This is a genomic window from Paenalcaligenes hominis (genome assembly GCF_011927625.1).
Classification (GTDB): domain Bacteria; phylum Pseudomonadota; class Gammaproteobacteria; order Burkholderiales; family Burkholderiaceae_B; genus Paenalcaligenes; species Paenalcaligenes hominis.
Window position 1 is genome coordinate 292967 of record NZ_JAATIZ010000001.1, and the last position, 24182, is coordinate 317148.

The 24182-nt window shown below is 47.2% G+C and carries 23 protein-coding genes and 1 pseudogene; 14 read left to right on the forward strand and 10 right to left on the reverse strand.

The window, feature by feature from the left end; genetic code table 11:
* The first annotated feature begins 86 nt into the window (after positions 1–86).
* The 4 genes from GGR41_RS01390 to GGR41_RS01405 all read left to right on the forward strand — a co-directional run bounded on the left by GGR41_RS01390 (position 87) and on the right by GGR41_RS01405 (position 4634).
* Positions 87–761: a c-type cytochrome gene (locus GGR41_RS01390; RefSeq protein WP_167660307.1), complete on the forward strand. Its 675-nt coding sequence runs from the start codon at positions 87–89 to the stop codon at positions 759–761.
* A gap of 11 nt (positions 762–772) precedes the next feature.
* A complete protein-coding gene (locus tag GGR41_RS01395) occupies positions 773–1837 on the forward strand; it encodes a c-type cytochrome (protein ID WP_167660308.1) in 1065 nt (354 codons plus the stop codon).
* Positions 1838–2004: 167 nt separating this feature from the next.
* On the forward strand, positions 2005–2385 hold the full coding sequence (locus tag GGR41_RS01400; protein ID WP_229711105.1) for a DUF4168 domain-containing protein: 381 nt from the start codon (positions 2005–2007) through the stop codon (positions 2383–2385).
* A 176-nt stretch (positions 2386–2561) separates the two neighbouring features.
* Positions 2562–4634 carry a PhoX family protein gene (locus tag GGR41_RS01405; protein WP_167660309.1) on the forward strand — a complete coding sequence of 691 codons (2073 nt, stop codon included), beginning with the start codon at positions 2562–2564 and terminating at the stop codon, positions 4632–4634.
* Between the two features lie 58 nt (positions 4635–4692).
* On the opposite strand, the gene GGR41_RS01410 is transcribed toward GGR41_RS01405, so the two are convergent.
* A complete protein-coding gene (locus GGR41_RS01410) occupies positions 4693–5307 on the reverse strand; it encodes a class I SAM-dependent methyltransferase (protein ID WP_167660310.1) in 615 nt (204 codons plus the stop codon).
* A 186-nt stretch (positions 5308–5493) separates the two neighbouring features.
* Here GGR41_RS01410 and GGR41_RS01415 point away from each other — a divergent pair, with 186 nt between their 5' ends.
* Positions 5494–6069 (forward strand): HdeD family acid-resistance protein, encoded by a 576-nt coding sequence (locus tag GGR41_RS01415; RefSeq protein ID WP_167660311.1) that lies wholly within the window; start codon positions 5494–5496, stop codon positions 6067–6069.
* A 64-nt stretch (positions 6070–6133) separates the two neighbouring features.
* Here GGR41_RS01415 and GGR41_RS01420 read toward each other — a convergent pair whose 3' ends face one another.
* A complete protein-coding gene (locus tag GGR41_RS01420) occupies positions 6134–6298 on the reverse strand; it encodes a hypothetical protein (protein ID WP_159436826.1) in 165 nt (54 codons plus the stop codon).
* A 223-nt stretch (positions 6299–6521) separates the two neighbouring features.
* Here GGR41_RS01420 and GGR41_RS01425 point away from each other — a divergent pair, with 223 nt between their 5' ends.
* The 3 genes from GGR41_RS01425 (at position 6522) to GGR41_RS01435 (ending at position 8723) form a co-directional block, all read left to right on the forward strand.
* On the forward strand, positions 6522–6836 hold the full coding sequence (locus tag GGR41_RS01425; protein ID WP_167660312.1) for an HPF/RaiA family ribosome-associated protein: 315 nt from the start codon (positions 6522–6524) through the stop codon (positions 6834–6836).
* Positions 6837–6860: 24 nt separating this feature from the next.
* A complete protein-coding gene (locus tag GGR41_RS01430; RefSeq protein WP_167660313.1) occupies positions 6861–8021 on the forward strand; it encodes a baeRF3 domain-containing protein in 1161 nt (386 codons plus the stop codon).
* Positions 8022–8165: 144 nt separating this feature from the next.
* Positions 8166–8723, forward strand: coding sequence for a gamma carbonic anhydrase family protein (locus tag GGR41_RS01435; RefSeq protein ID WP_167660314.1), 558 nt, complete (start codon positions 8166–8168; stop codon positions 8721–8723).
* On the opposite strand, the gene GGR41_RS01440 is transcribed toward GGR41_RS01435, so the two are convergent.
* On the reverse strand, positions 8697–9497 hold the full coding sequence (locus GGR41_RS01440; protein ID WP_167660315.1) for a BUD32 family EKC/KEOPS complex subunit: 801 nt from the start codon (positions 9495–9497) through the stop codon (positions 8697–8699). The genes GGR41_RS01435 and GGR41_RS01440 overlap by 27 nt on opposite strands.
* 197 nt (positions 9498–9694) lie before the next feature.
* Between GGR41_RS01440 and GGR41_RS01445 the strand changes: the two genes are divergently transcribed.
* From GGR41_RS01445 to GGR41_RS01455, 3 genes are read left to right on the forward strand one after another with little or no spacing between them, the layout of a single operon-like run.
* Positions 9695–11596: an FUSC family protein gene (locus GGR41_RS01445; RefSeq protein WP_167660316.1), complete on the forward strand. Its 1902-nt coding sequence runs from the start codon at positions 9695–9697 to the stop codon at positions 11594–11596.
* Between the two features lie 20 nt (positions 11597–11616).
* Entirely contained in the window at positions 11617–12555 is a 939-nt protein-coding gene (locus GGR41_RS01450; protein WP_167660317.1) for a bile acid:sodium symporter family protein, read from the forward strand.
* A gap of 44 nt (positions 12556–12599) precedes the next feature.
* Positions 12600–13325: an endonuclease gene (locus GGR41_RS01455; RefSeq protein WP_167660318.1), complete on the forward strand. Its 726-nt coding sequence runs from the start codon at positions 12600–12602 to the stop codon at positions 13323–13325.
* A gap of 418 nt (positions 13326–13743) precedes the next feature.
* On the opposite strand, the gene GGR41_RS01460 is transcribed toward GGR41_RS01455, so the two are convergent.
* A complete protein-coding gene (locus tag GGR41_RS01460) occupies positions 13744–14898 on the reverse strand; it encodes an MFS transporter (RefSeq protein ID WP_209279710.1) in 1155 nt (384 codons plus the stop codon).
* 219 nt (positions 14899–15117) lie between these two features.
* Here GGR41_RS01460 and GGR41_RS01465 point away from each other — a divergent pair, with 219 nt between their 5' ends.
* Positions 15118–15468 carry a DMT family protein gene (locus GGR41_RS01465; protein ID WP_167660319.1) on the forward strand — a complete coding sequence of 117 codons (351 nt, stop codon included), beginning with the start codon at positions 15118–15120 and terminating at the stop codon, positions 15466–15468.
* A gap of 52 nt (positions 15469–15520) precedes the next feature.
* Here the strand turns inward: GGR41_RS01465 and rlmF are convergent, their stop codons facing one another.
* The 5 genes from rlmF to GGR41_RS01490 form a co-directional block, all read right to left on the reverse strand.
* Complete coding sequence (gene rlmF, locus GGR41_RS01470; protein ID WP_167660320.1) at positions 15521–16396, reverse strand: 23S rRNA (adenine(1618)-N(6))-methyltransferase RlmF; 876 nt, start codon at positions 16394–16396, stop codon at positions 15521–15523.
* A 14-nt stretch (positions 16397–16410) separates the two neighbouring features.
* Positions 16411–16803, reverse strand: a complete 393-nt coding sequence (locus GGR41_RS01475) for a YchJ family protein (RefSeq protein WP_167660321.1) — start codon at positions 16801–16803, stop codon at positions 16411–16413.
* 3 nt (positions 16804–16806) lie between these two features.
* On the reverse strand, positions 16807–18591 hold the full coding sequence (locus GGR41_RS01480) for an EAL domain-containing response regulator (RefSeq protein ID WP_167660322.1): 1785 nt from the start codon (positions 18589–18591) through the stop codon (positions 16807–16809).
* Positions 18588–21164 (reverse strand): ATP-binding protein, encoded by a 2577-nt coding sequence (locus tag GGR41_RS01485; RefSeq protein ID WP_167660323.1) that lies wholly within the window; start codon positions 21162–21164, stop codon positions 18588–18590. The genes GGR41_RS01480 and GGR41_RS01485 overlap by 4 nt, the downstream gene beginning before the upstream one ends.
* Positions 21165–21472: 308 nt before the next feature.
* Positions 21473–21667 carry a hypothetical protein gene (locus GGR41_RS01490; RefSeq protein WP_167660324.1) on the reverse strand — a complete coding sequence of 65 codons (195 nt, stop codon included), beginning with the start codon at positions 21665–21667 and terminating at the stop codon, positions 21473–21475.
* Positions 21668–22019: 352 nt separating this feature from the next.
* Between GGR41_RS01490 and GGR41_RS01495 the strand changes: the two genes are divergently transcribed.
* The gene (locus tag GGR41_RS01495; protein WP_167660325.1) at positions 22020–22535 is read left to right on the forward strand and encodes a FecR domain-containing protein; all 516 of its coding nucleotides are present in this window, start codon (positions 22020–22022) and stop codon (positions 22533–22535) included.
* Between the two features lie 84 nt (positions 22536–22619).
* Here the strand turns inward: GGR41_RS01495 and GGR41_RS01500 are convergent, their stop codons facing one another.
* Entirely contained in the window at positions 22620–23840 is a 1221-nt protein-coding gene (locus GGR41_RS01500; RefSeq protein WP_167660326.1) for an RNA-guided endonuclease InsQ/TnpB family protein, read from the reverse strand.
* Between the two features lie 21 nt (positions 23841–23861).
* On the opposite strand from GGR41_RS01500, the pseudogene GGR41_RS01505 reads away from it, so the two are divergent.
* A pseudogene (locus GGR41_RS01505) lies at positions 23862–24117 on the forward strand (transposase); the annotation flags it as partial.
* Positions 24118–24182: the final 65 nt, after the last annotated feature.

Genomic DNA, 24182 nt, shown 5'->3' on the forward strand with positions numbered 1-24182 from the left:
ATTTGGCTAAATAGTAATAAGCATATAAAATTTAATTGTATGGGGCGCAATTTAGCGTTTGTTAATACTCTTTAGTGAGTTTGGATATGACTCGAAATAAATTTTCTCGACTCCCGTTTGTCAGTATGCTGGCAGCGGTAGGCCTATCAGCGGCCATGTCTCCTGCGGTGGCAGAGGGACTTGATGCTGAAGCCATCGAGCGTGGCAAGGCGAGCTCTACCACTTGTGTAGCGTGTCACCAAGCCGATGGTAGTGGCATGAACATTCCAGGTGGGGAATCCTGGCCACGTTTAGCTGGTTTAGATCGCGATTACATCGTAGCCCAATTAAAAGCATTCAAAGACGGCTCACGCAATAACGCATCGATGTTAGCTTTTGCCAATATGCTTAATGATGAGCAAATGGTAGATGTAGCCAGCTACTACGCCAGTCTGCCTGTTAAAGCCAACACTCCCCCCGCCGTGGACGAGGCGGTACTCAGTCACGGTGAAAAGCTAGCGACTCATGGGGATTGGAGCCGTTATATTGTTGCCTGTACGACCTGTCATGGCGTAGGTAACCAAGGCAATGGCTCCGTGTTCCCTGCGTTAGCAGGGCAGCATCCTGGCTACATTGCTCAACAAATTAAAGCGTGGCAAGACGGCACACGTAAGAATGATCCCCAAGAATTAATGGCGACCATTGCTAAACGCATGGACGAAAATGATATTGCTGCGGTATCGGCATGGTTAGCGGCTCAGCCAGCTAAAGGTCAAGAGTAAGGGGACACACAATGAACATGATTTTTAAAAAGTTTCTACCCGTGGCCGTAGCAGGAGCATTTGCTATGGGTATCGGTACGGTCAGTGCCGCTCCGTTGACTAAGCTAGGCAAAGACCTAACAGACGAAGAGCGTGAACGCGTGAGTCAAATGGTACAGGGCGCACCGTTGCCTAAAGACGAGGAGCTTGTCCATATTCCTCCTACCATGGAAGACCTTGAGGCTTCTGATTTACATCCCAAGATGAAAGAAGCCATTCGTCGTGGTCACGATTTATTTGTTAATACTCAGCAGCTACGTGGCAAAAACGTGTTTAATAACATGAATTGCTCTAGCTGTCACATGGCCGAAGGCACAATGCCGTATGGCGGTCCTGTGTGGCCTGCTGCCATCGATTTACCGGCTTATCGTGGTAAGAACGGCCATGTGAATAATCTGGAAGAGCGTATTGTGGGGTGCTTTACCTATTCAATGAACGGTAAGCCTCTAGAGTACGGTAGCGATGACATGTTGGCGCTTTCGCTCTACCATCAGTGGTTAGCGACAGGCGTGCCGATGTTTGCCAAAGATAAAATCTACGGTCGTGGTTTCCCGCGTCCTGGCGAGCCAGAAAATGCACCCGATGCCGTGCGCGGTAAAGTCGCCTACGAGGCTAACTGTGCCATTTGTCACGGTGAAGACGGTGCCGGTAAAAAAGACGGCGATAAGGTCATTTTCCCAGCGCTGTGGGGCGATGATTCCTATAACTGGGGCGCAGGGATTGCGCGTGTGTTCACATTGGCAGGCTTTACCAAGCACAATATGCCTTTGGGTAAACCAAACTCTTTGTCAGATCAAGATGCTTGGGACATTGCGCAATACGTAGACAGCCGTGAGCGTCCACAGGATCCTCGTTACACGGGTGACATTAAGGAAACACGTGAAATGTATTTAGATACATTCCATAAACACACCTTATATGGCACTGAAATGGATGGCAAGATCTTGGGTGATCACGATAATGCGGGCCATAAAGATTTCTTAAAGCCTGAAATCCTACGCTCTCGCGACTTTACGGGTGGTAAAAAAGCCGAGTAAGACCGTAATAGGTGCTGTACTAAAAAGGCCGTACACAAAAAGGTGTGCGGCTTTTTTTATCTTTTTCCCTTTAAAGAAGCTCACAGCCTTTAACGCCTCGTAACTTGAAGGGCTTTACGTCTTGGCCCATGATAGTAACTACCCTAATCATTAAAGGAGAAACTGAAATGACAGGAAAAGTTAAAGGATTCCTCGCCGCGGCTGCAATAAGTATGGGCTTAACTGCCGGACCACTGGCCTTTGCCCAAACCACCGGGGCAGTTCCTCCAGCTCCTGAGATCATTCAGCCAACCGAACAACAGATTGATCAATATGCAGCGGCTGCTCAGCAAGTGGCTATGATTGCGGCCGAGTATCAGCCTAAGTTGGAGTCGGCCAATAATGACGACCAACGTATGCAACTTATGCAAGAGGCAGACGAGAAAATGGTGTCCAAAGTGACAGAGCGTGGCCTGAGTGTAGAGGACTACAACGGTATTAGTTTGGCTATCCAACAAGATGACCAACTACGCCAGCAAGTCGAAAGTCGTATTTCTACTATGCAATAATGCTAGCGAAGGCTGGATGATCCCCGCAGCACTGCTTTAGCAGTGCTGTTTTCATTGGCTCTACAGGCTGTCATAAAGCTGCCATCTTCCTGTCATGACTACGCAATACGCCTTAGTCATCATAATAAACGTGTGAGCGTTGTTGCTCTAGAACATGCAATTTAATAGGAAGTCACATGAGCCAGCAGGATTGGGATGATATAGCAAGTAACCCGTGCCAAACACCCTCTTTTAATGAGGTGGTCGATCAGCTCTCAAGTCGGCGTCGCTTTTTAAAGACGGGTTTAGGAGCAAGTGCGCTAGGTTTTTTAGGTTTAGGTGCGACCTCTTTATCAGCTCAAGGCTCGCCCACATTAAAACAACAGCCTTTAGCTCAAGCCATTTCATTTGCTTTCGAGCCGTTAGGCCCATCAACAACAGACGCCCTTGTTTTACCTAAGGGTTATAGACATCAAGTGATTAATCGTTGGGGCGATCCATTATTTACGCATTCCCCCCAATTTAAAGGTGACGCCAGTGAAGGCGGCGCAGCCCAAGCCCAGCAAGTCGGTTACAACCATGATGGGATGCATTTTTTCCCCATTGATGCACCGAAGGGCACCCCAAAAAGTAGTACAGAAGGCTTGCTAGTCACTAACCATGAATACATTACACCGCATTATTTCTTTCCTAAAGGGGTGGAGCCGGGCAATGCGCAGTGGAATGAGGATTGGGTGCGTAAATCACAGCATGCTCAAGGGGCTTCCGTCGTCCATATTCGTTTAAAGGACGGACAGTGGGAGCCTGTGCTTGATTCACCTTTTAATCGTAGTATTCATGCCAACACCCTTATGCAAGTCGTAGGCCCTGCGGCTGGCCATCCTTTAATGCAAACCACAGCCGACCCAACAGGGACGTGGGCCAAGGGGACATTTGGTAACTGTGGCAATGGCTGGACACCGTGGAATACGTATTTAACCTGTGAAGAAAATTTTACCGACTACTTTGGTGTAGGCACCCTAGATCCTGATCAGGTGGCTTATCCCGATGCGGCGACCCAAGCCCATCTACAGCGTTATAAAGGCAGTGCCAAGGTGTCTAGCGATGATTACAAATGGGATACGCATGACCCCCGTTTTGATTGGACCCAAGAGCCCAATGAAGCCAATCGCTTTGGCTGGATTGTGGAAATCGACCCGTTTGACCCGCACTCCGCGCCAAAGAAATTAACCGCATTGGGGCGCTTTAAACACGAAAATGCGGCATGGACATTAGCGCCTGACCAACGCGTGGTGGTGTACATGGGGGATGATCAACGCAGCGAGTACTTATATAAATTCGTATCCAAAAATGCGTTTAATGCCGAGACACCAGCGTTGAACCGCTTGCTGTTAGATGAGGGCACGTTATATGTGGCAAAATTTGCTGCTGAAAATGCCCATGCGCAGGACCTTGCCGGTCAAGGCCAATGGATACCATTGCAGCTAGAGACTCCCATTGCTGGAGGTAAAACCTTAGGGGATATGTTTTCTGATATGGGAGAGTTGCTGATCAAAACGCGCCAAGCCGCAGATGCAGTGGGAGCAACCCCAATGGATAGGCCGGAATGGGTGGCTGTACACCCTCAGACACAAGAAGTTTATGTCACCTTGACCAATAATAGCCATCGTGGTTCAGATAAAGAGCGTTGGCCTAATGGGTTAAAGCATCCCGCAGCAGATGGCCCCAACCCTCGTGAGGAAAACAAATACGGTCAAATTATACGTTGGCGTGAACAAGGGGGCGACCCAACTGCGTTGCAATTCGAGTGGGATATTTTTATATTAGCAGGTAACCCTAATCGTTATCCAGCAGGTGATTTGCGTTGTGGTTCAGATAGCATCACGCCAGAAAATACGTTTAATAGTCCAGATGGTTTAGCTTTTGATGCGCAGGGTCGTTTATGGATTCAGACCGATGGCAATTACAGCAACAGTAACGAGTACGAAGGCCAGGGCAACAACAGTATGTTGATTGCCGATCCAACGTCTAAGGCCGTGCATCGCTTCATGGTGGGACCAAAAGGGTGCGAGGTGACTGGCATCACATGGACTCCAGACCAACGCTATGTATTTATAAATATTCAGCACCCAGGCGAAGGCTTGTCCGTTGCGGAGTCGCAAGCCACACCTACTGCGGTATCGACATGGCCTGATGGTAAACAAGCGCAACGTCCGCGTCCGGCTACAGTCGTGATTTGGCGTGAAGACGGTGGCATAGTCGGCGCGTAGCTTAGGCTTCGTGATAAAAACAAGTGGCCCAGTGCGATGTAGGCAGTGGGCCATTTGTTTAGGTGGATTGGGTCGCAATGACTTGAACTACGGCTGACTGACCTTGGTGGCCTTGACCCTCATGAATGTAGCGCTCTGTTTCTACTAAGCGCGTAAAAGCTAACGGTTGTAGCTCCGCCGCTAAGGTGCGAGCCTGATAAAGAAGAGCTATATTGCTGGGCCCGCCTGTCTTGTAATCAAGTTGTTTAGGCGTATACGCTTCAAGTAAAAACACGCCATTTGCCGTCAGAGCTTGAGGAATTTGGGTATGCACCCGCTGTCGAACAGCCGGAGGCAAGTGACAAAAAATACTGATAATGCCATCCCAAGCGCAAGGCTCAAACACATAATCAGCTAAATCTGCCCAGAGCGTAGTGACGGTGACATTTTTGTTCTGAGCTAGGCGGGTGACTTTCTCTAGACCGGACGGAGCGTTATCTAAAGCAGTAACTTGAAAGCCAAGTTCAGCCAAATATACAGCATTGCGACCTTCACCTTCGCCTAACGATAATACACGTCCTCCTCGGGGCAAATGGGTGGCCGTCTCACGTAAAAAATCATTGGGATCTTGACCATAGAAATACTCGGATTGGTCAAATTTTTTATGCCAAAAAGTATCTGTGTTTCGATTCATGGTTTAATTAATATAAAGAGGGATAGGACGGTGACTAAGGCAGAACCCCTTTTTGTTAGTGCTACATGCGCAGTAGGTAAATGTTACCTTACAGAAAAGGATACCCATTTAAGACAAAATACCTCATCTTGTTTTAATTAAATAGTGTTTAACGAAAACGAAATCATTACATATAAAGGCAAATCCATGGTTAATACCAAAATCAGTGATGTAGTCGATCATTCTAAAAACTTATATCCTCGTTGGGGCTGGTTTTTGGCTCTAGGCGTTGTGCTTATTATGCTCGGGATGGGAGCATTAACGTATGCGGTAATGGCTACCTTGACCAGTGTGATTGTGATTGGTGTGTTGATGTTTATCGGAGGGGTAGCCCAGTTAATTCATGCTTGGACGTTACGTTCTTTAGGTGGATTTTTTTGGTGGACGTTGGTGGGTTTGCTTTATATTGTTGCGGGCGGGATGGTGATTCAAAACCCTATTGCTGGAGCAGAAATACTCACCTTACTATTGGGTGCCACGTTAATTGGGGTTGGCGTGCTTCGTTTAGGTATTTGGTTAATGAACCGAGGCCAAGAGGGATGGCTTTGGTTAGCTTTTAGCGGGGTAATTAGCTTAGTAACAGGTTTATTGATTGCTTTGCAATGGCCTAGCATTGGGTTGTGGTTACTGGGCATGATTTTAGGTATTGACTTGCTTTTCCAAGGCTGGAGTATGTTGTGGTTAGGTATAGCCCTACGTCGTATGCGTCGCCTTATGCAGTAACATAGAAATAGACGACTCATAATAAAAAAACCGCTACGGCGGTTTTTTTATTGAGCCAAAGACCTTAGTTTTTGGCTTTAGTTGAGATGCGGCGCAAAGAGGATCGGACGCGTGATGCGCCAGCGAGTAATGCTGTCGCCAGTGGCGTATAAGCGGAATGGTGCAGGTGCCGATTAAGGTCGGGATTTTGCTGAACGTTGGCCTCGATAGGCAACATATTTTTAAACATAGAAACTCCTTTATATTCTATTTTTAATGGCAAAGGAATATTCATTATATCATTTTATATATCAAAAAGCAATGTGGGGTTGTGTTAATAAATGTATTAAAACAATAGCTTAGTTAAATGTTACATCGTGGACTGGCACATAAATGTATTTAGGTTATGATGGAATGACAAAGGGGACGACGACAGCTAAGTGTGTGGTGTGCTAATTATCTATGGAGAAATTATGCAGATTCAAATCAATACTGACAGTCATATCCAAAGCAGCACGGAATTGCGCGAACGTGCAACAGCAATTATCGAGCAAGAGTTAAAACATCAACAGCAGCACCTAACGCGTGTAGAGCTGCATTTATCTGATGTAAACAGTGGCAAAAGCGGGGCAGCAGACAAACGCTGCTTGATCGAAGCCCGGCCCGCTGGCCTCAACCCCTTAAGTGCTGAGCACAAAGCGCCTGACATACATCTGGCTATTACCGAAGCCGCTCGACAATTAAATCGAGCCTTAAACACGGCCATAGCAAAAGCCAATTCCAAATAATTTTTATGCTATTTAGGAGAACGTATGTCTAACTTAAATACACATGAATTAACAGAATTATTCCAAAAACAAGAGGGCCCGTGTTTGTCTTTATATCAGGCCACTCATCGTAGTCACCCCGAAAATGCCCAAGACGTGATACGTTTTAAAAATTTAGTGAAAGACTTAGAAAATTCACTTAAATCTACGTACCCAAAAATCGAAACGCAATCATTATTAAAACCGTATTATGATTTGGCGGACAATACCGATTTTTGGCAGCATACCTTAGATGGTCTAGTCGTATTGTCAAACGAGCATTCCTTTAAGGTGTTTCATTTACAGCGGCCTACGCCTGACTTTGCGGTTGTTTCTGACTCTTGGCACCTCAAACCCTTATTGCGTCAGCTACAAACCCAAGACCGTTACCAAGTCTTATGTTTATCACGAGCCACCGTCGCCCTGTATGAAGGCAACCGTGACGGCTTAGACAGCTTAATTTTCGAACAGGCTTTCCCAGACACCATTGAAAAAGCCCTCGATCCAGATCAAATTCTAGAGTTTAATCGGCCCAATGCCTATAACCTTGGTCCCGCCACGGATCCTGCCCCTGCCATGGGGCAAGTACACACCACCCGTAAAGACGAGACCGATGCCGAAGTAGAGCGTTTTTTCCGTGTTGTGGATAAAGCCGTAACGGATCATGTTAGCCAACATAGCGGCTTGCCGTTACTGCTTGTATGTTTACCCGAGCACCAAGGCATTTTCAGAAAGGTCTCGCGTAATACGCATCTGGTCGAGCAGGGTATCAGCATCGATCCGGGCGCCTTAACTGTACAACAACTTAGCCAACGCGCTTGGGAAATCATGCAGCCTGTGGCGGCTCAACGTGTTCAAGACGTCGTAGCGCGTTTTAAGAAAGACCACGGCACGGGTCTGGCCTCGGACAATTTGGATTTAATTTTGCCTGCTACCCTAGAGGATCGGGTCGATACATTACTAGTCGATGCCGATCAACGCATCGCAGGCCGAGTCTGCCGAGAAACGCAGACGATTCAATACCAACCCAATTTTGATGCGCCAGACGTCGAAGATGTCTTAGATGACGTCGCCGAAATGGTGGTGCGTCGTGGTGGTAAAGTGATGGTGGTGCCTAGCCAATACATGCCTACGCAAACTGGTATTGCAGCGATTTATCGCTACTGATTACGTTTGCCTTAACGCTGCGCAAAGCCCTTTAGCGGGGTTTTGCGCTTTTTTTGTCATAAAAAACGGTGGCGCGCAGCGACGTGGCTTAACGCTATTACAATAGAGTTAACAGCTAAAGTCATCGTCTTTAAAGGAATTGTTATGCAAGCAGTGCGTCGTTTTAAAACGTATACCCCTCAGTTTGGTCAACGTGTTTGGGTTGACCCCAGTGCCATTGTGATTGGTGATGTGCAGATGGGCGACGACGGCTCAGTATGGCCTGCTGCGGTGATTCGGGGTGATATGCATCGCATTCGCATTGGCGCACGCTGTAGCATTCAGGATGGCAGTGTACTGCATATTACCCATGCAGGGCCGTTTAATCCAGATGGTTTTGCTTTAACTATTGGGGATGAGGTAACGGTAGGCCACAAAGTCATTTTGCATGGGTGTACGCTAGGCAACCGCATTTTGGTGGGCATGGGCAGCATTGTTATGGATGGCGCTGTCATTGAAGACGAAGTCATTTTAGGGGCGGGTAGCGTAGTACCACCGGGCAAGCGGCTTGAGTCGGGCTATTTATATGTAGGCAGTCCTGCTAAAGCGGTACGTGCTTTACGTACCGAGGAAAAAGCGTTTTTTTCCTATACAGCGAGCAACTACGTAAGACTAAAAGACGAGTATTTGGCTGAATCAATATCTAGCCAGGGTGCGCTCTAAGACCGTAGTGAAAAATAGCGTACGTTGTAAGTCCGAGCGATGACGCTGTTTTTGCGTGAACCAATGCGAGGTAGCTTTAAGTTTAAGCAAAAGCGTTAATACGCGCTGTAAAGTCTGCTGCAGTGCAGGCTGATGACGCCGTGTTAAATAATGCCTCAACAGTTTTTCACCTAATTCGATATCAAAAGCCAAATATTTGGTGAGTGAATTAAAACACAGCAAAAGATCATAAGCTTGGGCTAAATGCAAAGGCAGGACATCGCCTGTTTTTTCTTCAAAATCAACGCGGTGTAATTGATTATCTTTTAATGTTAGGTTGCGCACCTGCGCGCCACCATGCCACTGGCCAGCTTCGTGTAAATCAACCAAGCTTTGCATAATAGGAATCAGTAAGGCATCGCGCTGATCGGCTTGGGTCAGTAAGGCTTCGACTGACTGCCCGGCGTGTTCCATCACAATGTAATCATTGTGTTGTAAAAATACGTTGGGTACAGCAATGTGGTGGTGCCGTAGGTGGGTTAAACGCTGAGCCTCGTAGGCGGTGTCGCCAGCGCGTAAAGCAGACGGTTTTACCCATACCCCAAAAAGCACACCGCATAGGGCTGCACTGAGACTTTCACGCCACCACCGACCGGATTCGCGTCGGTTAAACTTAACCACGTACAAGCGCCCATCTACCTCGATTGTCATTGGGGTAGACAGTGAGTGAGCGCCTAGTGATTGAATCTGTTCCTGAAGCGCCAAACGATGGGATGAGGGAAAGTAAAAACTCATGAATGGCAAAACAAAATGTAACTCAACCGTTATCGCCCAAAATGTATGTAAAGTCAATCAAGGGGCAACATGGATGGGTATTTCGCTACAAATGAATCAAGCACGATGTTTTAACATCTATCTGGTCGAGTGCAGCATAGACTGTAAGTGCGAGGGTGTGACAGTCATCCCTATTGATCTCTTTAATTAAGGTAATTATGAGCTCTCTGTTTGCGGCTTTGACAGCCTTAGATAAAACGGCATGGCGCCATGCTTTTTTATTAGCCTTGTCTTCATGGCTTTCCTTTGTTATTGCAACCGTACTGGGGGTGGAGCACGCCTATTGGGCGGCCATGCCCGTTTGGGTATTGGCTCAAGCCACGCGGGGCTTGGTGTTTGAACGTGCTTTTTATCGCCTGGTGGGTACTGGGGCCGGTGCCCTAATAGGGCTACTCATCATTAGCTTCAGCCCAACCCTTTGGCAGCCGGTATGGATGGCATTGGCTGTTTTTTGTAGCATTGGCTTATTGCATAGTTTGCACGGAGTGCGCAGTTACATGGCGCTTATGCTCGGTATTACCATTGCTGTGGTGGTGATGCCCGCTTTACTGTATTTTGAAGACGGTATGCAGTTGGCGTGGGCGCGCGTGCAATGCACCCTAATCGGGGTCAGCGTCACTACCTTAATTACAGGTTTTGGTACACCCAAAAGCGCACGGGATGAGTTTTATTTAAAAGTACGGACGCTAGCGGTAGATGCCGCCGAAACAGCGTTGCTGTTACTGACCAGTCAAAATCCAAAGCAATGGCAGCAAAAACTCAGTCAAATTCACTTAGATCTATCGGCGCTCGAGGCACAAACAGTCAGCATGGCTGCAGGTTCCGTAGATGGGCATAAACGCAATGCTTATGTCGAGGCACTGTTATTTGCTACCTTGGAAACGGTGGCGGCAGCTCAGCATTTACATTATCAAATTCAGCGCGGCATGGTGATCAGTCCGGCGGCACTGCAACAGCTCGAAGATGTCGTGCAGCGTTTTAAGGTTGGTCAAGCGCTAGAGCCGATTCGCCGTCAAGCGCCCGAGCGCTATCCAGATAAAGTTAGTCTGGCTCGGTTACGGCGAGCCCTTGGTCAAGTGGCTCGCGCCGAGGCAGCCTTATTTGCTGAAAGCTATCCCTGGTGGCGCAAGGGCGTATCAGTACGCCGATTCGAGCCAGCACGTAATTGGGTATTAGCCCGACGCGCAGCTCTCATTGCAGGGGGCGCTGCACTCACTTCTTCCTTGGCCGTTTACTTCACGCAAAATGTGGCCTTTGAGCTCGCAGCGACAGGCATTTGTATTTTCTCTATGATTCTAGGCTCTATGCCGCGCCCTCAAGCCTTTATTCGCTTTGTTATGACAGGCGCATGTATAGGGGCAGTGGTGGCGGCCTTTTATCGGATCGGCTTGCAACCCTATTTCATTACCCCCGTGGCGGTCTGCATAAGCTTAATCCCTTTTGTGGTATTGGCAGGCATAGGGCGTGTGATTCCTTCTATTGCTAATTATGCTTTGGATGCCATTATGTGTTTTTTGATTGTCAGTCAGCTGGGTGGGCCAACGGCGTCTATCGATGTGGTGCTGCAAGGCGCCAGTGCATTAATAGCGGGTGTGGTATTAACTTGCGGTGCTTACAAATTATTGACCCAACATTCCGATAAATGGGCGCGCTTTTTAATTGGTGAGATGATTAAAACAGTGCAAAGCATTCTGTCCTCTGCGCAGGCACAGCCCGTAGGGCAGTGGCGGGCGCGGATGGCGCGACATATCTTGCGCTTATCACAATGGATGGGATCAGACACACCAACAGGCAGTTTGGGGCTATTTAACCTAGGCTATGGCTTAATTGCTTGGCAACGGCTCTCAGCAGCGGCTAAAAATTCAAATTTTGACCATTCAGTTGTATTATCTGCATTGGCAGACTTTGCTCATCACCCTGATCACAGTCAACAAGTCTTATTACGTGTGGCGGCGCAGCTTGATGACGCTACGCTTGCAGATGCTTTATACGATATGGCAGATGCGCTTGTAGAAGCCAAACCCGTTTTGCTATTTTGGCAACAAACCCCGGGTCAATAATTTATTTTTTTGGGTTACCTATGCTTTTCTTAATTCGTATTAGTCGCTTTGTACAAAAAACCTTTGCGTTTTGGGTGTTGCTCTTGGCGGCGTTGGCTTTTATGAGCCCCAGTGTGTATGCGCCCCTTGCTAAATACATTCCGTGGTTGTTGGGGATTGTGATGTTCGGCATGGGTGTCACCATGACTGTCGCCGATTTTAAAGGGGTACTTAAACACCCTAAAGCGGTATTTATTGGCACCGTTGCTCAGTTTGGGATTATGCCGTTGCTAGCCTACGGTTTGGCGAAGTTATTTAACTTGCCACCCGAGATCGCGGTAGGGGTCATTTTGGTTGGGTGCTGCCCGGGTGGTACGGCTTCTAACGTCATGACATTTTTGGCGCGCGGTAACACGGCTTTATCCGTAAGCTGTACCGCCGTATCGACGGTATTGGCTCCGGTACTAACACCTGCTATTTTCTATTTATTAGCGAGCCAGTGGCTAGAGATTAATGCGTCCGCTATGCTGATATCTGTACTGAAAATCGTGTTATTTCCTATTTTGCTAGGTCTTATCACGCGCATGATTTTGGGGGCCAAAGCAGAAAACTACAGTGAGGTCATGCCTTTAGTTTCCGTGGTCTCTATTGTGCTGATCGTAGCTGCCGTTGTGGCCGTCAGCAAGACCAACATCATTCAATCCGGCTTGCTAATTTTTGCTGTGGTTATCCTTCATAATGGCTTAGGCTTTTTACTGGGGTATACGGCAGCGCGTGTGTTTAATCTTAGCTATGCTGACCGCAAAGCCGTGGCGATCGAAGTTGGTATGCAAAACTCAGGTTTAGGTGTTGCGCTAGCTGGTTTACATTTTGCCGCCAGCCCCGTTACTGCCGTGCCCAGCGCGATATTTAGCTTCTGGCACAATATCTCAGGGCCTTTATTAGCGACCTATTGGGCTGGAAAAACAGATGAGTCCTAGTTAAGTTTTTACCTTCCTAGCTAAAGACGGTTAAACTAAGCGCTATGAAACGCTTAGTCACCGTCTTTTTATTTTTTTGTCTAGTTGGTCCCAGTTTAGCGGCAGATCTTGTTACTCGCAAAAATGAAGTGGGCCATCGCAATTTCAACCGTGCCAAAACCTTATTGCCTCAGGTGTTTAATGGCTTAAACCAAACCTTTTACTGCGGCTGTTCTTATACGGACAAAACCGTGGATTTAAATTCATGTGGATACCGTATTCGTAAAGACCCGCGGCGTGCAGGGCGCGTCGAATGGGAGCACGTAGTGCCTGCTTGGGCAATTGGCCATCAGCGCCAATGTTGGCAAAACGGGGGTCGAGCAAATTGCTCTAAAAATGATGCCGTCTATGCCAAAGCCGAAGGCGATATGCATAACCTTGTGCCCGCCATTGGCGAGGTCAACAACGATCGAGGCAACTTTAGGTTTAGCGTATGGACTCAGTCCCCACCACGCATGTATGGGCAGTGTGGCATGTTGGTCGACTTTAAAGCACGTCGCGTCCAGCCTCCCGAACAGGTGCGCGGTAAAATTGCCCGCATTACCTTTTATATGGTCAATGAATACCGGCTTAATTTAAGCGCTCAGGAACGCCGTTTATATTGTGTTTGGGCCAAGGCGTATCCGGTCGATCGTTGGGAGCAAATTCGTAATCAACGCGTCGCTGCTATTCAAGGCAACACTAATCCTTTTGTATCACAGCCCAACTTAATTGACCGTATCTGTCGCTAAAAATTAAGAAATTAAGGCTTTAAAAAAGTCAACTAAAAAAAGTGGATATCTTTTTCCCACGAGGTGGATAATTCCGCCGTCACGCACAGGAAGGCCGCAGTAAACAAGGCTTTGGCTGACTTAATTGAGTACATCAAATTAAACAAGTGCAGGCAGCGCTCTTTTTTATTTTTTCCATAAGTGCTTGATTACAATCATTTTTATGGCTTTGCTTAAAAAAGTATGTGGTTTTTATAGCAAAGCTAAATAGTTTTACTTTCTTGATTTGTCAAGATATGGGTGAGAAAAAAAAGACACTTGATACGACAAAGTTATCCCCAAAAGCTGTGGATAACCTTGTGAATAAGTTGTGGAGATATGGCGCAAAACCGCATTAATGGCGCAACCGAGGTTCTTTGTATAGAAATTAACACCTCTGTCATAATTGATGCGGTATTTTCACCTTACGGATAGTGAAAAATAAGAGCACAGCAGAAAAACTGCTTAGGCTAAAACAAAAACTAAATAAGGCTGTTGTCATACTAAATTGATCGGCTAAGTAACCCATCCCTAGGATAGGAATAATGGCACCAAAGTAGGCAATAACCAAGTAACTGGAAGTAGTGGCTGCACGGTGTTCGGGTAAAGCCACGCGATTCACAATGCTCATGCCACCTATTAAGCACAAGCCATGTCCTAATGCCAATAGCAACAAACAAGAAATGAACAGCCACGGCGAAGCATGCTGAGTATTAAGCGCTAATAGAATATTGCTGATAAAAAAACTGCTTAGCCCGATGATCAAGTTACGTTTTAACGGCCATTGACGTACCAACAGCTGAAAGCCTGAGGACAAGAAAAGGATGACGCCAATAGAGAGCCCGCTGACGGCTGGCCCATGCCAAGGCACCATACTATTCATAAAACTGGGCGCCAAAGAAGCAAATAAGCTAAACATGGCAAAAGCGGTAAAGGCGTTGAGCGCACCAATTAAAAAGGGTAAGCGTTGGGCACCGGCGGGTATGTATAAACTAGGCCGCCAGAAAGCTTTGCGAGGTGCATTAACAGACACCGAGGGAGCATGATTAGGGACAATAAACAAGGCATAAATAGCCATCAGCCCCATGATAATCGAGGGAATATAACTGCTGCGTAATGGATAGGGCAGCCACTGTGCAATGAGGCCGCCAATAACTGGGCCCAATCCAAACCCAAACGCAATTAATAAGCTGGAGGTAGCGGCAGCACGTTGTAAGTCTTTAGAGCGATTTAACTTGGTAAGCCCGATGGAAGCCGAGGTCACAATAAGGCTTGAGGCCAGGCCAATGGCAATGCGGCTAAGCATAAAAGACCAGTAGTCCCAAGCAAGGGTTGAGAACACAATGCCCGTTGTGACCAGAATGAGGCCCCCACGCAGCACAATAATAAACCCACGCTGATCACTGATGCGGCCTAAAAATAAAAGGCTGCTAAGAGCAGATGCCATATACACTACGTATAAAATAGTGATGGCGCCGGTGCTGAGCTGCCAAGCCTGTTGGTAAAGGGGGTATAACGGACTAGCTAAAGCGGTACCCATGACACCGACAATCATGGCAAAGCAAACCCAAAGGTACGAGTTAGACTGTATATGTGAAACCAGTTTTGAGTGTAGGGAAGGGGTGTGCATGAAAAACAGGCCGCTTAGAACGAAAAAGCCATTTTATCATGGTAAACACTAATACTAGGTGTTTAACGTGCCATCAATACCACATTTTGGGTATTAGGCCAGTAAACCGCGCCAAATAAAAAAACCGATGCTCTTGAATTAATTATGTGGATACAGAAAATTAGCCCGATCCTACTCTTGCTTTGCTCAAACGTATTTATGACCATAGCATGGTATGGTCATTTAAAATTTCCCCAAAGTGCACTCACTAAAGTGGTTTTAATTAGCTGGGGAGTGGCTTTATTTGAATATTGTTTGGCTGTACCTGCGAACCGTATAGGGCACGCCGTTTACAGTGCAGCGGAATTAAAAACCATCCAGGAAGTTATTACCTTAGTGGTCTTTGCTTTTTTCTCTGTTTGGTACTTAAAAGAAAGTTTTACCCTTAACCACGTCATTGGCTTTGCATTTATTTTTGCAGGGGCTTTTTTTATTTTTAAAGGCCCATTTAGCTAACGAAATAAAGGCGAGCAAACCACTCGCCTTTTCGTAAACGCCTGCCTGCGCCCTAGAAACGCCACGCCACAAAGCGGCTTTTCTTTTGTCCCTGTGCCATGTCTACCGTCTGGATTTCCTTAGTGCGCACCGCTTTTAGCTGTTTATAGATAGGGTCTAAATTATTTTCTCTGGATACAAGCGTAGTAAACCAGCCGACTTGTTTAGCAAAGAGCACGCTTTCTTCAATCATACGCCCAATAAAAGCGGCTTCACCACCTGGACACCATAACTCATTACTTTGCCCACCAAAATTACGCTGCTCGTTTTTTTTACCTAAGTTTTTCCATTTGCGTTGATTTTGTAATTGCGCTTGTTCCGCGGAGTGAAAAAAAGGGGGATTGCAGAGTGTGGCGGCAAAATAGTCTTTAGGTTGAATCACTGACTGAAACAAATGAGTTGGGTCTGGTTGAACACGCAATTGGATCTTTTTTTGTAAGCGGTTAGCATCAATCAGGCATTGCGCGGCATTAAGCGCAGTCCGGTCAATATCAGCCCCCACAAAAGACCATTGGTACTCGGCTTGACCGATCAAAGGATAAATTAAATTAGCGCCTACTCCAATATCTAATAACCGTACGGTAGACCCCGTAGGAATCGGTGTCGTGGAGCCCTGGCTTAATAAATCGGCGATGCCGTGTATATAGTCAGCTCGACCTGGAATAGGTGGGCACAAATACCCTTCGGGAATATCCCAAAAGCTAACGCCATAATCGGTATGTAAAAGCGCACGATTAAGCAATTTGACTGCAACTGGATCAGCAAAATCAATGGTATAGCGTCCGGCTGGATTAAGACGGGTGTAATGTTTTAGTTCGGGGCAGGCAGCATAGAGCCGATCAAAATCATAACGCCCAGTGTGGCGGTTGCGGGGGTGGAATAACGACATAAATACAATGCTAGTTAAGGACGTTCGATAAACTCGCCGTCTACATAAAACCACTGTCCATTTTCATGAATAAAGTGACTGATTTCATGCAGACGGGTAGCGCGCCCAGCAAAACGATTGCGAGCGACAAACTCGACATAGTGATGCTGGCTATCGGCTGTACAGTGATTGCGGATTTCTAGGCCTAACCATTTTAAATTAGGCGGATTAGCCTCTAGGGATTGCGGACGGGTGCTTGGGTGCCACGTGGCAAGCAAATAATCGAGTTTATCTAAGACAAAAGCGCTGTAGCGCGACCGCATTAAAAGTTCAGCGCTAGGAGCCTGAAGGTAAGAGTCCCCAGTATGCCAACGTGCGCAACACTGTTCATACAACAAAGCGCTCTGACAAGGACACTGTAAGCTCATAAGTTATTTCTCTATAAAAGACGTCACAGCAGGAAAAGGTACCATTCCTTTAGGCTGTTCTTGAATCATTTTAAGCAGAACCGGCTCAGATAATGGGGGCGCAAAAAGAAAACCTTGCACCATATCGCAACCCATTTCTTGTAAAAGCTGCAACTGTTCCGGCTCATCTACCCCTTCGGCAATAGTGGTAAAGCGCAAATGCCGAGCCATATCAACAATAGTTCCGGTAATGCGTTGATCTTGGATATTTCGCTGTAACTCAGAAATAAAGGCGCGATCAATTTTAAGAATATGTGCAGGTAGCGATTTTAGATAAGCCAAAGAAGAATAGCCAGTACCAAAATCATCAATGGCTATCCTAAAGCCTGCCGCATTTAATCGATTCAGTTGTTTAAGTGCCATCTCCATATCCAGCATTAAGTCTGACTCGGTAATTTCTAGCTTGAGGGCAGCGGTAGGCAGATCCGATTGCTGAATAGCTTTAATGAGCCAATGCGCAAAATCGGGCTGAACTAATTGCATACTGGAGACATTTACCGCTATGGTGAAATCCCGTGGCACATGGTCTTGATCACGCCAACGGCTTAGGGCGGCAATGGCTTGTTGAATCACCCACTTTCCTATGGTGATGATATCGCCGCTACTTTCAGCAGCGGGAATAAATTCTGAGGGCATAACGCGACCCAGAGAAGGGTGCTCCCAGCGTAATAGAGCTTCTACGCCGATAATTCTTCGGCTTTGTAAGTGAATTTGGGGCTGATAGAGTAAATAAAACTCATCCCGTTCGATAGCTTGGTGGAGGGCATCGCGCAGCTGCACTTTGCGTAACAACGCACCTTCGATGGATTTGCTGTAAATTTGCCAACCGCCCTCTTGGTGCGGCACCGCCAAAGCGGCTTGGCGGATAAGACGTTCAGGCGTGCTCTGCACCACGGATCCACTAACCCCTATCTTGGCGCGTACATGCAGCTTAAGTTGCTTCAAGTACAAGGGCGTGTGGATCGTTTCAATAAGGTGCTGAGCTAACTGTGCCGTATTAAGCGTGTCTTCATCGCCTGTAATTAATACAACCCATTGACTTGAAGACCAGACACCAAGTTGTTGAATAAAAGACTCTCCTGCCATTTGAATGTTGTTGGCAAGTAGACGGCAGGCTTCGTCAGCGATTTCATAGCCATGCAAACTGGCGAGCTCTTCAAGGCCTTCTAAGGCGATAAAAAAGGTAAAGGTAGAGAGAGAGTGCTGTAAAAGCTGATCTAGCGTTTCCAGAATAACCACTCGATTAGGCAAAGCGGTGACAGGGTCCTGACGAGAAAGTTGGCTGAGCTCGTGGGTACGGGCCTGGACTACCGTTTCTAGCTCAATATTTTTTTGGGTGCGTTCTTTGATCAAGCGCTGTAAGTGCAGGGTGTTGTGAATACGCTGTATGACTTCAATGTGATTGAATGGTTTGCTTAAAAAGTCTTGAGCACCTAGGCTAAGGGCTTGAATGCGCGTAGCTTCGTCGGTCAAAGCACTAAGAATAATGACTGGCGGCAAGAGCTCGTTGTGTTCTTTTTTAAGTCGGTACAGTAATTCCAGCCCACCAATAGTCGGCATGCGTAAATCCAACAAAATAAGATCGGGCCGTTGGGTGCGAACCCGTTGTTCAACTAAGAGCGGATTCGTCATGCCTTCGGCATTCACATACCCAACGTCTTCGAGTAAGTGTAGTACGACCTCTACATTGACAGCGTTGTCATCCACTACCAAAATGTCGGCCTCGTAAAATACGCCTGAATACATCATGATTCAGTCTCCGTTTGAAGGATACGTTGAATATGCGCACAGAGGTTCAACATAGGATAGGGTTTAATAAAAAAACCATTACTTTCTGCTTTTTGAGCGCGTGCCAATAAAATAGGATCGGCATGGCTAAGTAATAGGGTAATAGGCAGGTGTGACGTCAGCGCATTTTGCTGTAGTAGCCGGTAAAATTGGAACCCCTCCATATCGCGTAGATCAATATTAAGTAAGATAAGAGCAAAAGGTTGTGAGCAGGCCAGTTCGAAGCCCATTGCTGCTGAGCTAGCATAATGGAAGGCGACGTCAGGTAATTCGCCTTGTAGTAAATCCAGGGTGTGCGGCGCATCGGCGTCGCTATCAATAAGAAGTACACGTTGGGTTGGCACGGTAGAGGCCGTAAAATCAGAGGGGGCGGAGGCGTCTTGCCATAGTGGTAACTCAAACCAAAACTCGCTGCCTTGGCCTACCGTGGACTCCACATGGATTTCACTGCGCAAAAGTTGAATGAGCTTATGCGTAAGCGCCAAGCCCACCCCAGCGCCTTCGACTTGAGTTTGCTTTAAAGAGAGACGGTTAAATGGCTCGAAGATGTCTTTGAAATAGCGCCGCTCTATCCCTATGCCAGTATCTTTAATACTGATACGTAAACGGTCTTGGTGTTGCGTACACCGTATAGTAATAGCACCTTGCGGTTTGTTGTATTTGACGGCGTTGCTTAGTAGGTTTAGCAGGATTTGTTTTAGCCGTAGTGCATCGGCCCTTACGTAGGACTCGGGCGCGCAGTCCATATGCACATACACCCGGATTTTTTGCGCTTCGGTGGAAACTTGGATGGCTTCTAGCGCCTCGTTGAGTACGGAATCGACCGGAACGGCTTCCATGCGCACTTGTGTGTGGCCGGCCTCAATTTGGGCCAAGTCTAATAGCTCGTTGATCAGACTCAGCAAATGTTGACCATTACCGGTGATTTGGGTGACTTGACGCTGTTGGCGTTCGGTGAGTGTGTTGCGACCATTACTCAGTAACTGAGCAAAACCCAATACGGCATTAAGCGGTGTGCGTAGCTCGTGGCTCATCACAGAAAGAAAATCGCTTTTGGCTTGACTGGCTTGCTCGGCAATTTCTTTGGCTTGACGCAGTTCCTCGTGAATGCGCTGTTGCTCGGTAAATTGTCGGTAAAGATTAATCAGCAAGGCGCAGGTAGAGGTAAATGGTTCGAGCCATTGCACTAGATCTTGATCATAAGGGCGTGGACTATTGGCAATAGCATACATACCAATGACTTGCCCATTATCGTAAATGGGTACACCTAAATAACGACTTAGCACGGCATGACCCATAGGCAAGGCGTGCTGGTTCGTAGTGGCATTCATTTCATTATGAATCACAATCTGCCCTTGTCTAAAGACATTGGCCAGCAAGTTGTTATCAGAATGCAAAAGCATGTTGTCTTGACGCAGTTGTTGCATTAAGGCTTGGGACTCAGGACTTTCAGGTAGGCTGCTGATGGCATGCACTTTTAGTGCCATGGTGCCATCAGATTGATGCACCACTTCGCCAATCAGGGCATATTCGCTGTGAGTCAGTTGCTTAAGCGCCTCTTTTAAAAAAGACCAAAGCTTGTTGCCCGATAACAGGGCTTTATAGTCGGTTAAGCCCCGATGCAGCACGTGCAGTAAGTTGCGCTCTTGACGTTGATGTTCTTGTTGGGTTAAGACTTCACGTAGGTCATTGACGACCAGCATAAACGCATGAGGCTGATCACCAAAAGCGTGTAAAGGGTAGGATTTAATTTGAACGGGAAGCGCACTGCCGTTTTTATGACGCAATTCAAGCGTACGCCCTATAGCAAGAGCAGTTAAGTCTGTGTTGAGGTCTAAGGGCATTGAGGTGGCCGTCACGTCGTACAAGAGCTGTGTTAAAGACCGACCCTCAAGCTCTTGCTGTGTGTAGCCTAAAAGCTGCAGCACGTAATCATTCAGATACTGGATATGGCCTTGAGAGCTAAGCTGCATCACCCCTTTGGCAGCATGGGGTACAGCGGCAGAGGCACTAGAGGCTACGTGTAAATAGCTTTGTTGTAGCTGCAGAAACTCGGTGTAATGGTGCTCGAAAAGCAAGAGGTGCTCGGCTTGGCTAGCCAACAAAAGCAACTGCTGTTTTTTTGTGGCATCCCACAACGGTACCTGCGCATCGCATACCACGAGGCTGCCAATGACTTGACCGCAGGGTTTGCGTAAAGGAGCACTGGCATAAAAAAGCAAAGGGGGGGCGATTTTTAACAGCGAAGAGTCAGCGTCGAGTTGACGGTAGGCGTCGTAAAAAACGTGAAGCTGACCAGTATTGAGTGTGTTTTGACATAAAGATAACGAAAACGTTAACTCGGTTTGCTCTAAACCATGAATAGCTTTAAGGACAAATTGGTCATAATTGCGTACACAGATCCAAGCATAGGACAACTGAAACACCGAGGCAGCCAACTGGGCTAAGTTTGTAAAAGCTAATTCAGTGCCTAAAGGAAGTGCTAAGGCTGGCTCGGGAGATGGCAGTAGCGTAAGAGTAGGCTCGAGTGACATAAACGCCTCGTATGGGTACGAACCGATCCTATGAGATTAGGAGTAATCGGTGTTCTGTGCAAGGTAAAAGGCAATAAATTTTTTCTATTTATTTCTTATTCATTATTATTACTAGTATTTCACTAGTTTTAAAGTCTGATCTTTACTTATACCTAGAAACCCACCTGATTCAAATGCATCTAAGGGCTAAAGTTGTATCCATTGGTATGGGGGTGAGCCAATTAAATGAAAAAATATGCTTAGTTTTGGGCTCTAACGAAGCAAAAACCAATACTAAACTGATAAAAGTTGTAATGATTGGCGCGTATTTATTTGGTTTGCTTTAAGCGCCAAAGTAAGTGAGGAAGATTCAAACCTACGACTGTACGAATATTTTCTGTAGCGCACTCTGGACACTGCCGGTAGTGAAGACGAGCAGAGGGGGTATCAGGACTGCTAGGAATATATTTTTTCCAATTACAGTCATTACAGATCAAAGCACAAGGCATTTGCCGTCTATGCATGGTTGACTCAAGCCTAATAAATAATAAATTAAACGCAGCCCTACAGAACACATTGAGAATTTATATTAGTAAATAATAAAAATGTTGCTGTGTATTTTATTGAATTAGTTAATATTTAATTATTAATGTAGTGATTATTTTATCCTTAAAATAATTAAAGGCAACGTTATTCACTTGTACTTTAATAAAATTAACATAAGCTTATTCTCTAATAGGCTGTCATTGCATTCGTAGGTCATTATGCACAGCAGGATTGAACCCCAGTAGTATTTAGTTTCATTTTTCGATGGATGGGTTAAGAGATCTGTGGTGCTTTTTCGGAACGAGGTGGCATCAAATAGGCAGTGTAGTTATGTTCGAGTCTTTATTAAGTGGTTCACGTGTGCAACAGGCTATGGCGACAAAGCGCTGGGTTTGGCTGCATTGGGTGCTAGTATTGGCAGGGGCGGGTTTTATTGCGTTATTAGGTTTTTATAGTTATCAAAGCACGCAGCCTTATTTTCATACTTTTTACACTACACCACATACTGCTGCGGGCTATCACTTGCCTGATGGCACCACCGTGCAACTACACCAACACGGCGTCATGCAGGTACGGCTCTTTGAGCGCCGGCGTACTGCAGAGCTGGTCTCTGGCACGGCACAGGTTGTCGTTCAGCCCCACACTGATCGCCCCTTTCAGCTTAGGATGGGGCCGGTGCATATACACACGCAGGGCGCACACGTTATTGCCAAACACAACCCCAGTCATAACCGAATAGACGTTCAACTCGTGGCGGGTGCAGCGCAGTTAGTCGTGGGCCGCTGGTGGCCCAAACACTATCAGCTGCAGGCAGGGCAGCGTTTTACGTGGCCCCTGCCTGAATAACTCTTTTCTGCTGTAAATGAAGAAAATATTGACGTAATTTATTGACATCCTCTCCGCCCTAAAGGGCAGGGATTCCTACGGCGCTCAAGGGAGGCATTGAGCCGCCTCTATGTCGCTTCGGTGGGTTCCTGCTGCTGGCGGCCTGACTGCACCACTCACTTCACAGGCGAATCGGGCGTGTCCCGCCCTTAAAACATTGATTGCGCCGACAAGATCGGCGTTTTCCTCGACACCACACTCAACACATCGGAACTGCGTTTGCGTAGGACGATTTGCTTTATGGCAATGCCCACACTCAGGGCAGGTCTGACTGGTGTAGTGCGGGGGTACAGCGACAAGCCAACCCCCTGTCCACGCCAGTTTGTAGTCTAGCTGACGGCGGAACTCGAACCAGCCTTGATCCAAGATGGCTTTATTCAGACCGGACTTGGCCCGAACGTTTCGCCCCGGTTGCTCGGTTGTGCCTGCTGCCGACTTGCTCATGTGGCTTACCTTTAAGTCCTCAATACACACCATCGCGTGGTTTTGGCTGATTGTGGTCGTGGCTTTATGTAGGTAGTCGCGGCGGGCGTTGCCGATGCGGGAGTGAATACGCTGGACGCGGGTTTTTGCCTTCTCCCAGTTGTGGCTGAATTTGATTTTGCGGCTTAATGCTTGTTGTGCTTTACGCAATGCAACTTCGTGCTTCTTAAAGCTATTAAGGGGTGCGTAGTAGGTGCCGTCTGAGAGCGTGGCAAAGCGGGCGATGCCCATGTCGATGCCAACCGCTGACGTTCCTTGCGGAGCCGGTTGCTCGACGTCACGTTCGGTCTGGATGCTGATGAACCATTTGCCTGCCTTATGACTCACGGTGACGTTTTTCACCGTGCCCAGTACCTCGCGACTGTTGCGGTAGCGTACCCAGCCCAGTTTCGGCAGAAAGATACGGCTGTTTTCCTGATCGAGTTGGCAGCCTTGCGGGTAGCGGAAACGGTCTGACTGGCCTTTTTTCTTGAAGCGGGGAAAAGCTGCGCGTTTGGCAAAGAAATTCTTGTAGGCACGCTCGAGGTCTTTAAGCGCTTGCTGCAAACATTGACTTGGCGATTGTTTCAGCCATTCGGTTTCCTTATCCTTCTTCCAAACGGGCAGGAAATTAGCCAGAACGGTATAGCTGAATTTCGTCGTGCTGTCGGCGGCATAACGGTCTTTTTGCCACGCTAACGCCCTATTGAACACGAAACGACACGCACCGGCAAAGCGGCGCATATCGCGTCGCTGAGCGCCGTTAGGCGTGAGCTCGTATTGATAGGCTTGCAATCGTTTCATGCTAAAAATTATACGTAGTCTATGAAGAAAAACAACGCCATTAGACGCGGTAGACACTGTGTTTTTAACATGCACGTTCACTTGGTCTTTGTGACAAAGTACCGCCGTGGTGTGTTCACTAAAGACGTGCTGGATGATTCGCAAAAAGAAGCATCCGAGTATTCACAACAAATTATGGGGCGGTGCTCTCTGGTCGCCTAGCTACTTTGCCGGAAGTTGTGGCGGTGCGACTATCGAGATCGTCCGACAAGACATTGAGCAACAACAGACGCCAAGCGGATACGAAGACGCTAGCGCGTCCGCGCTATTCATCTCCGCCCTGAACGGCGGGGTTTTCCGCGC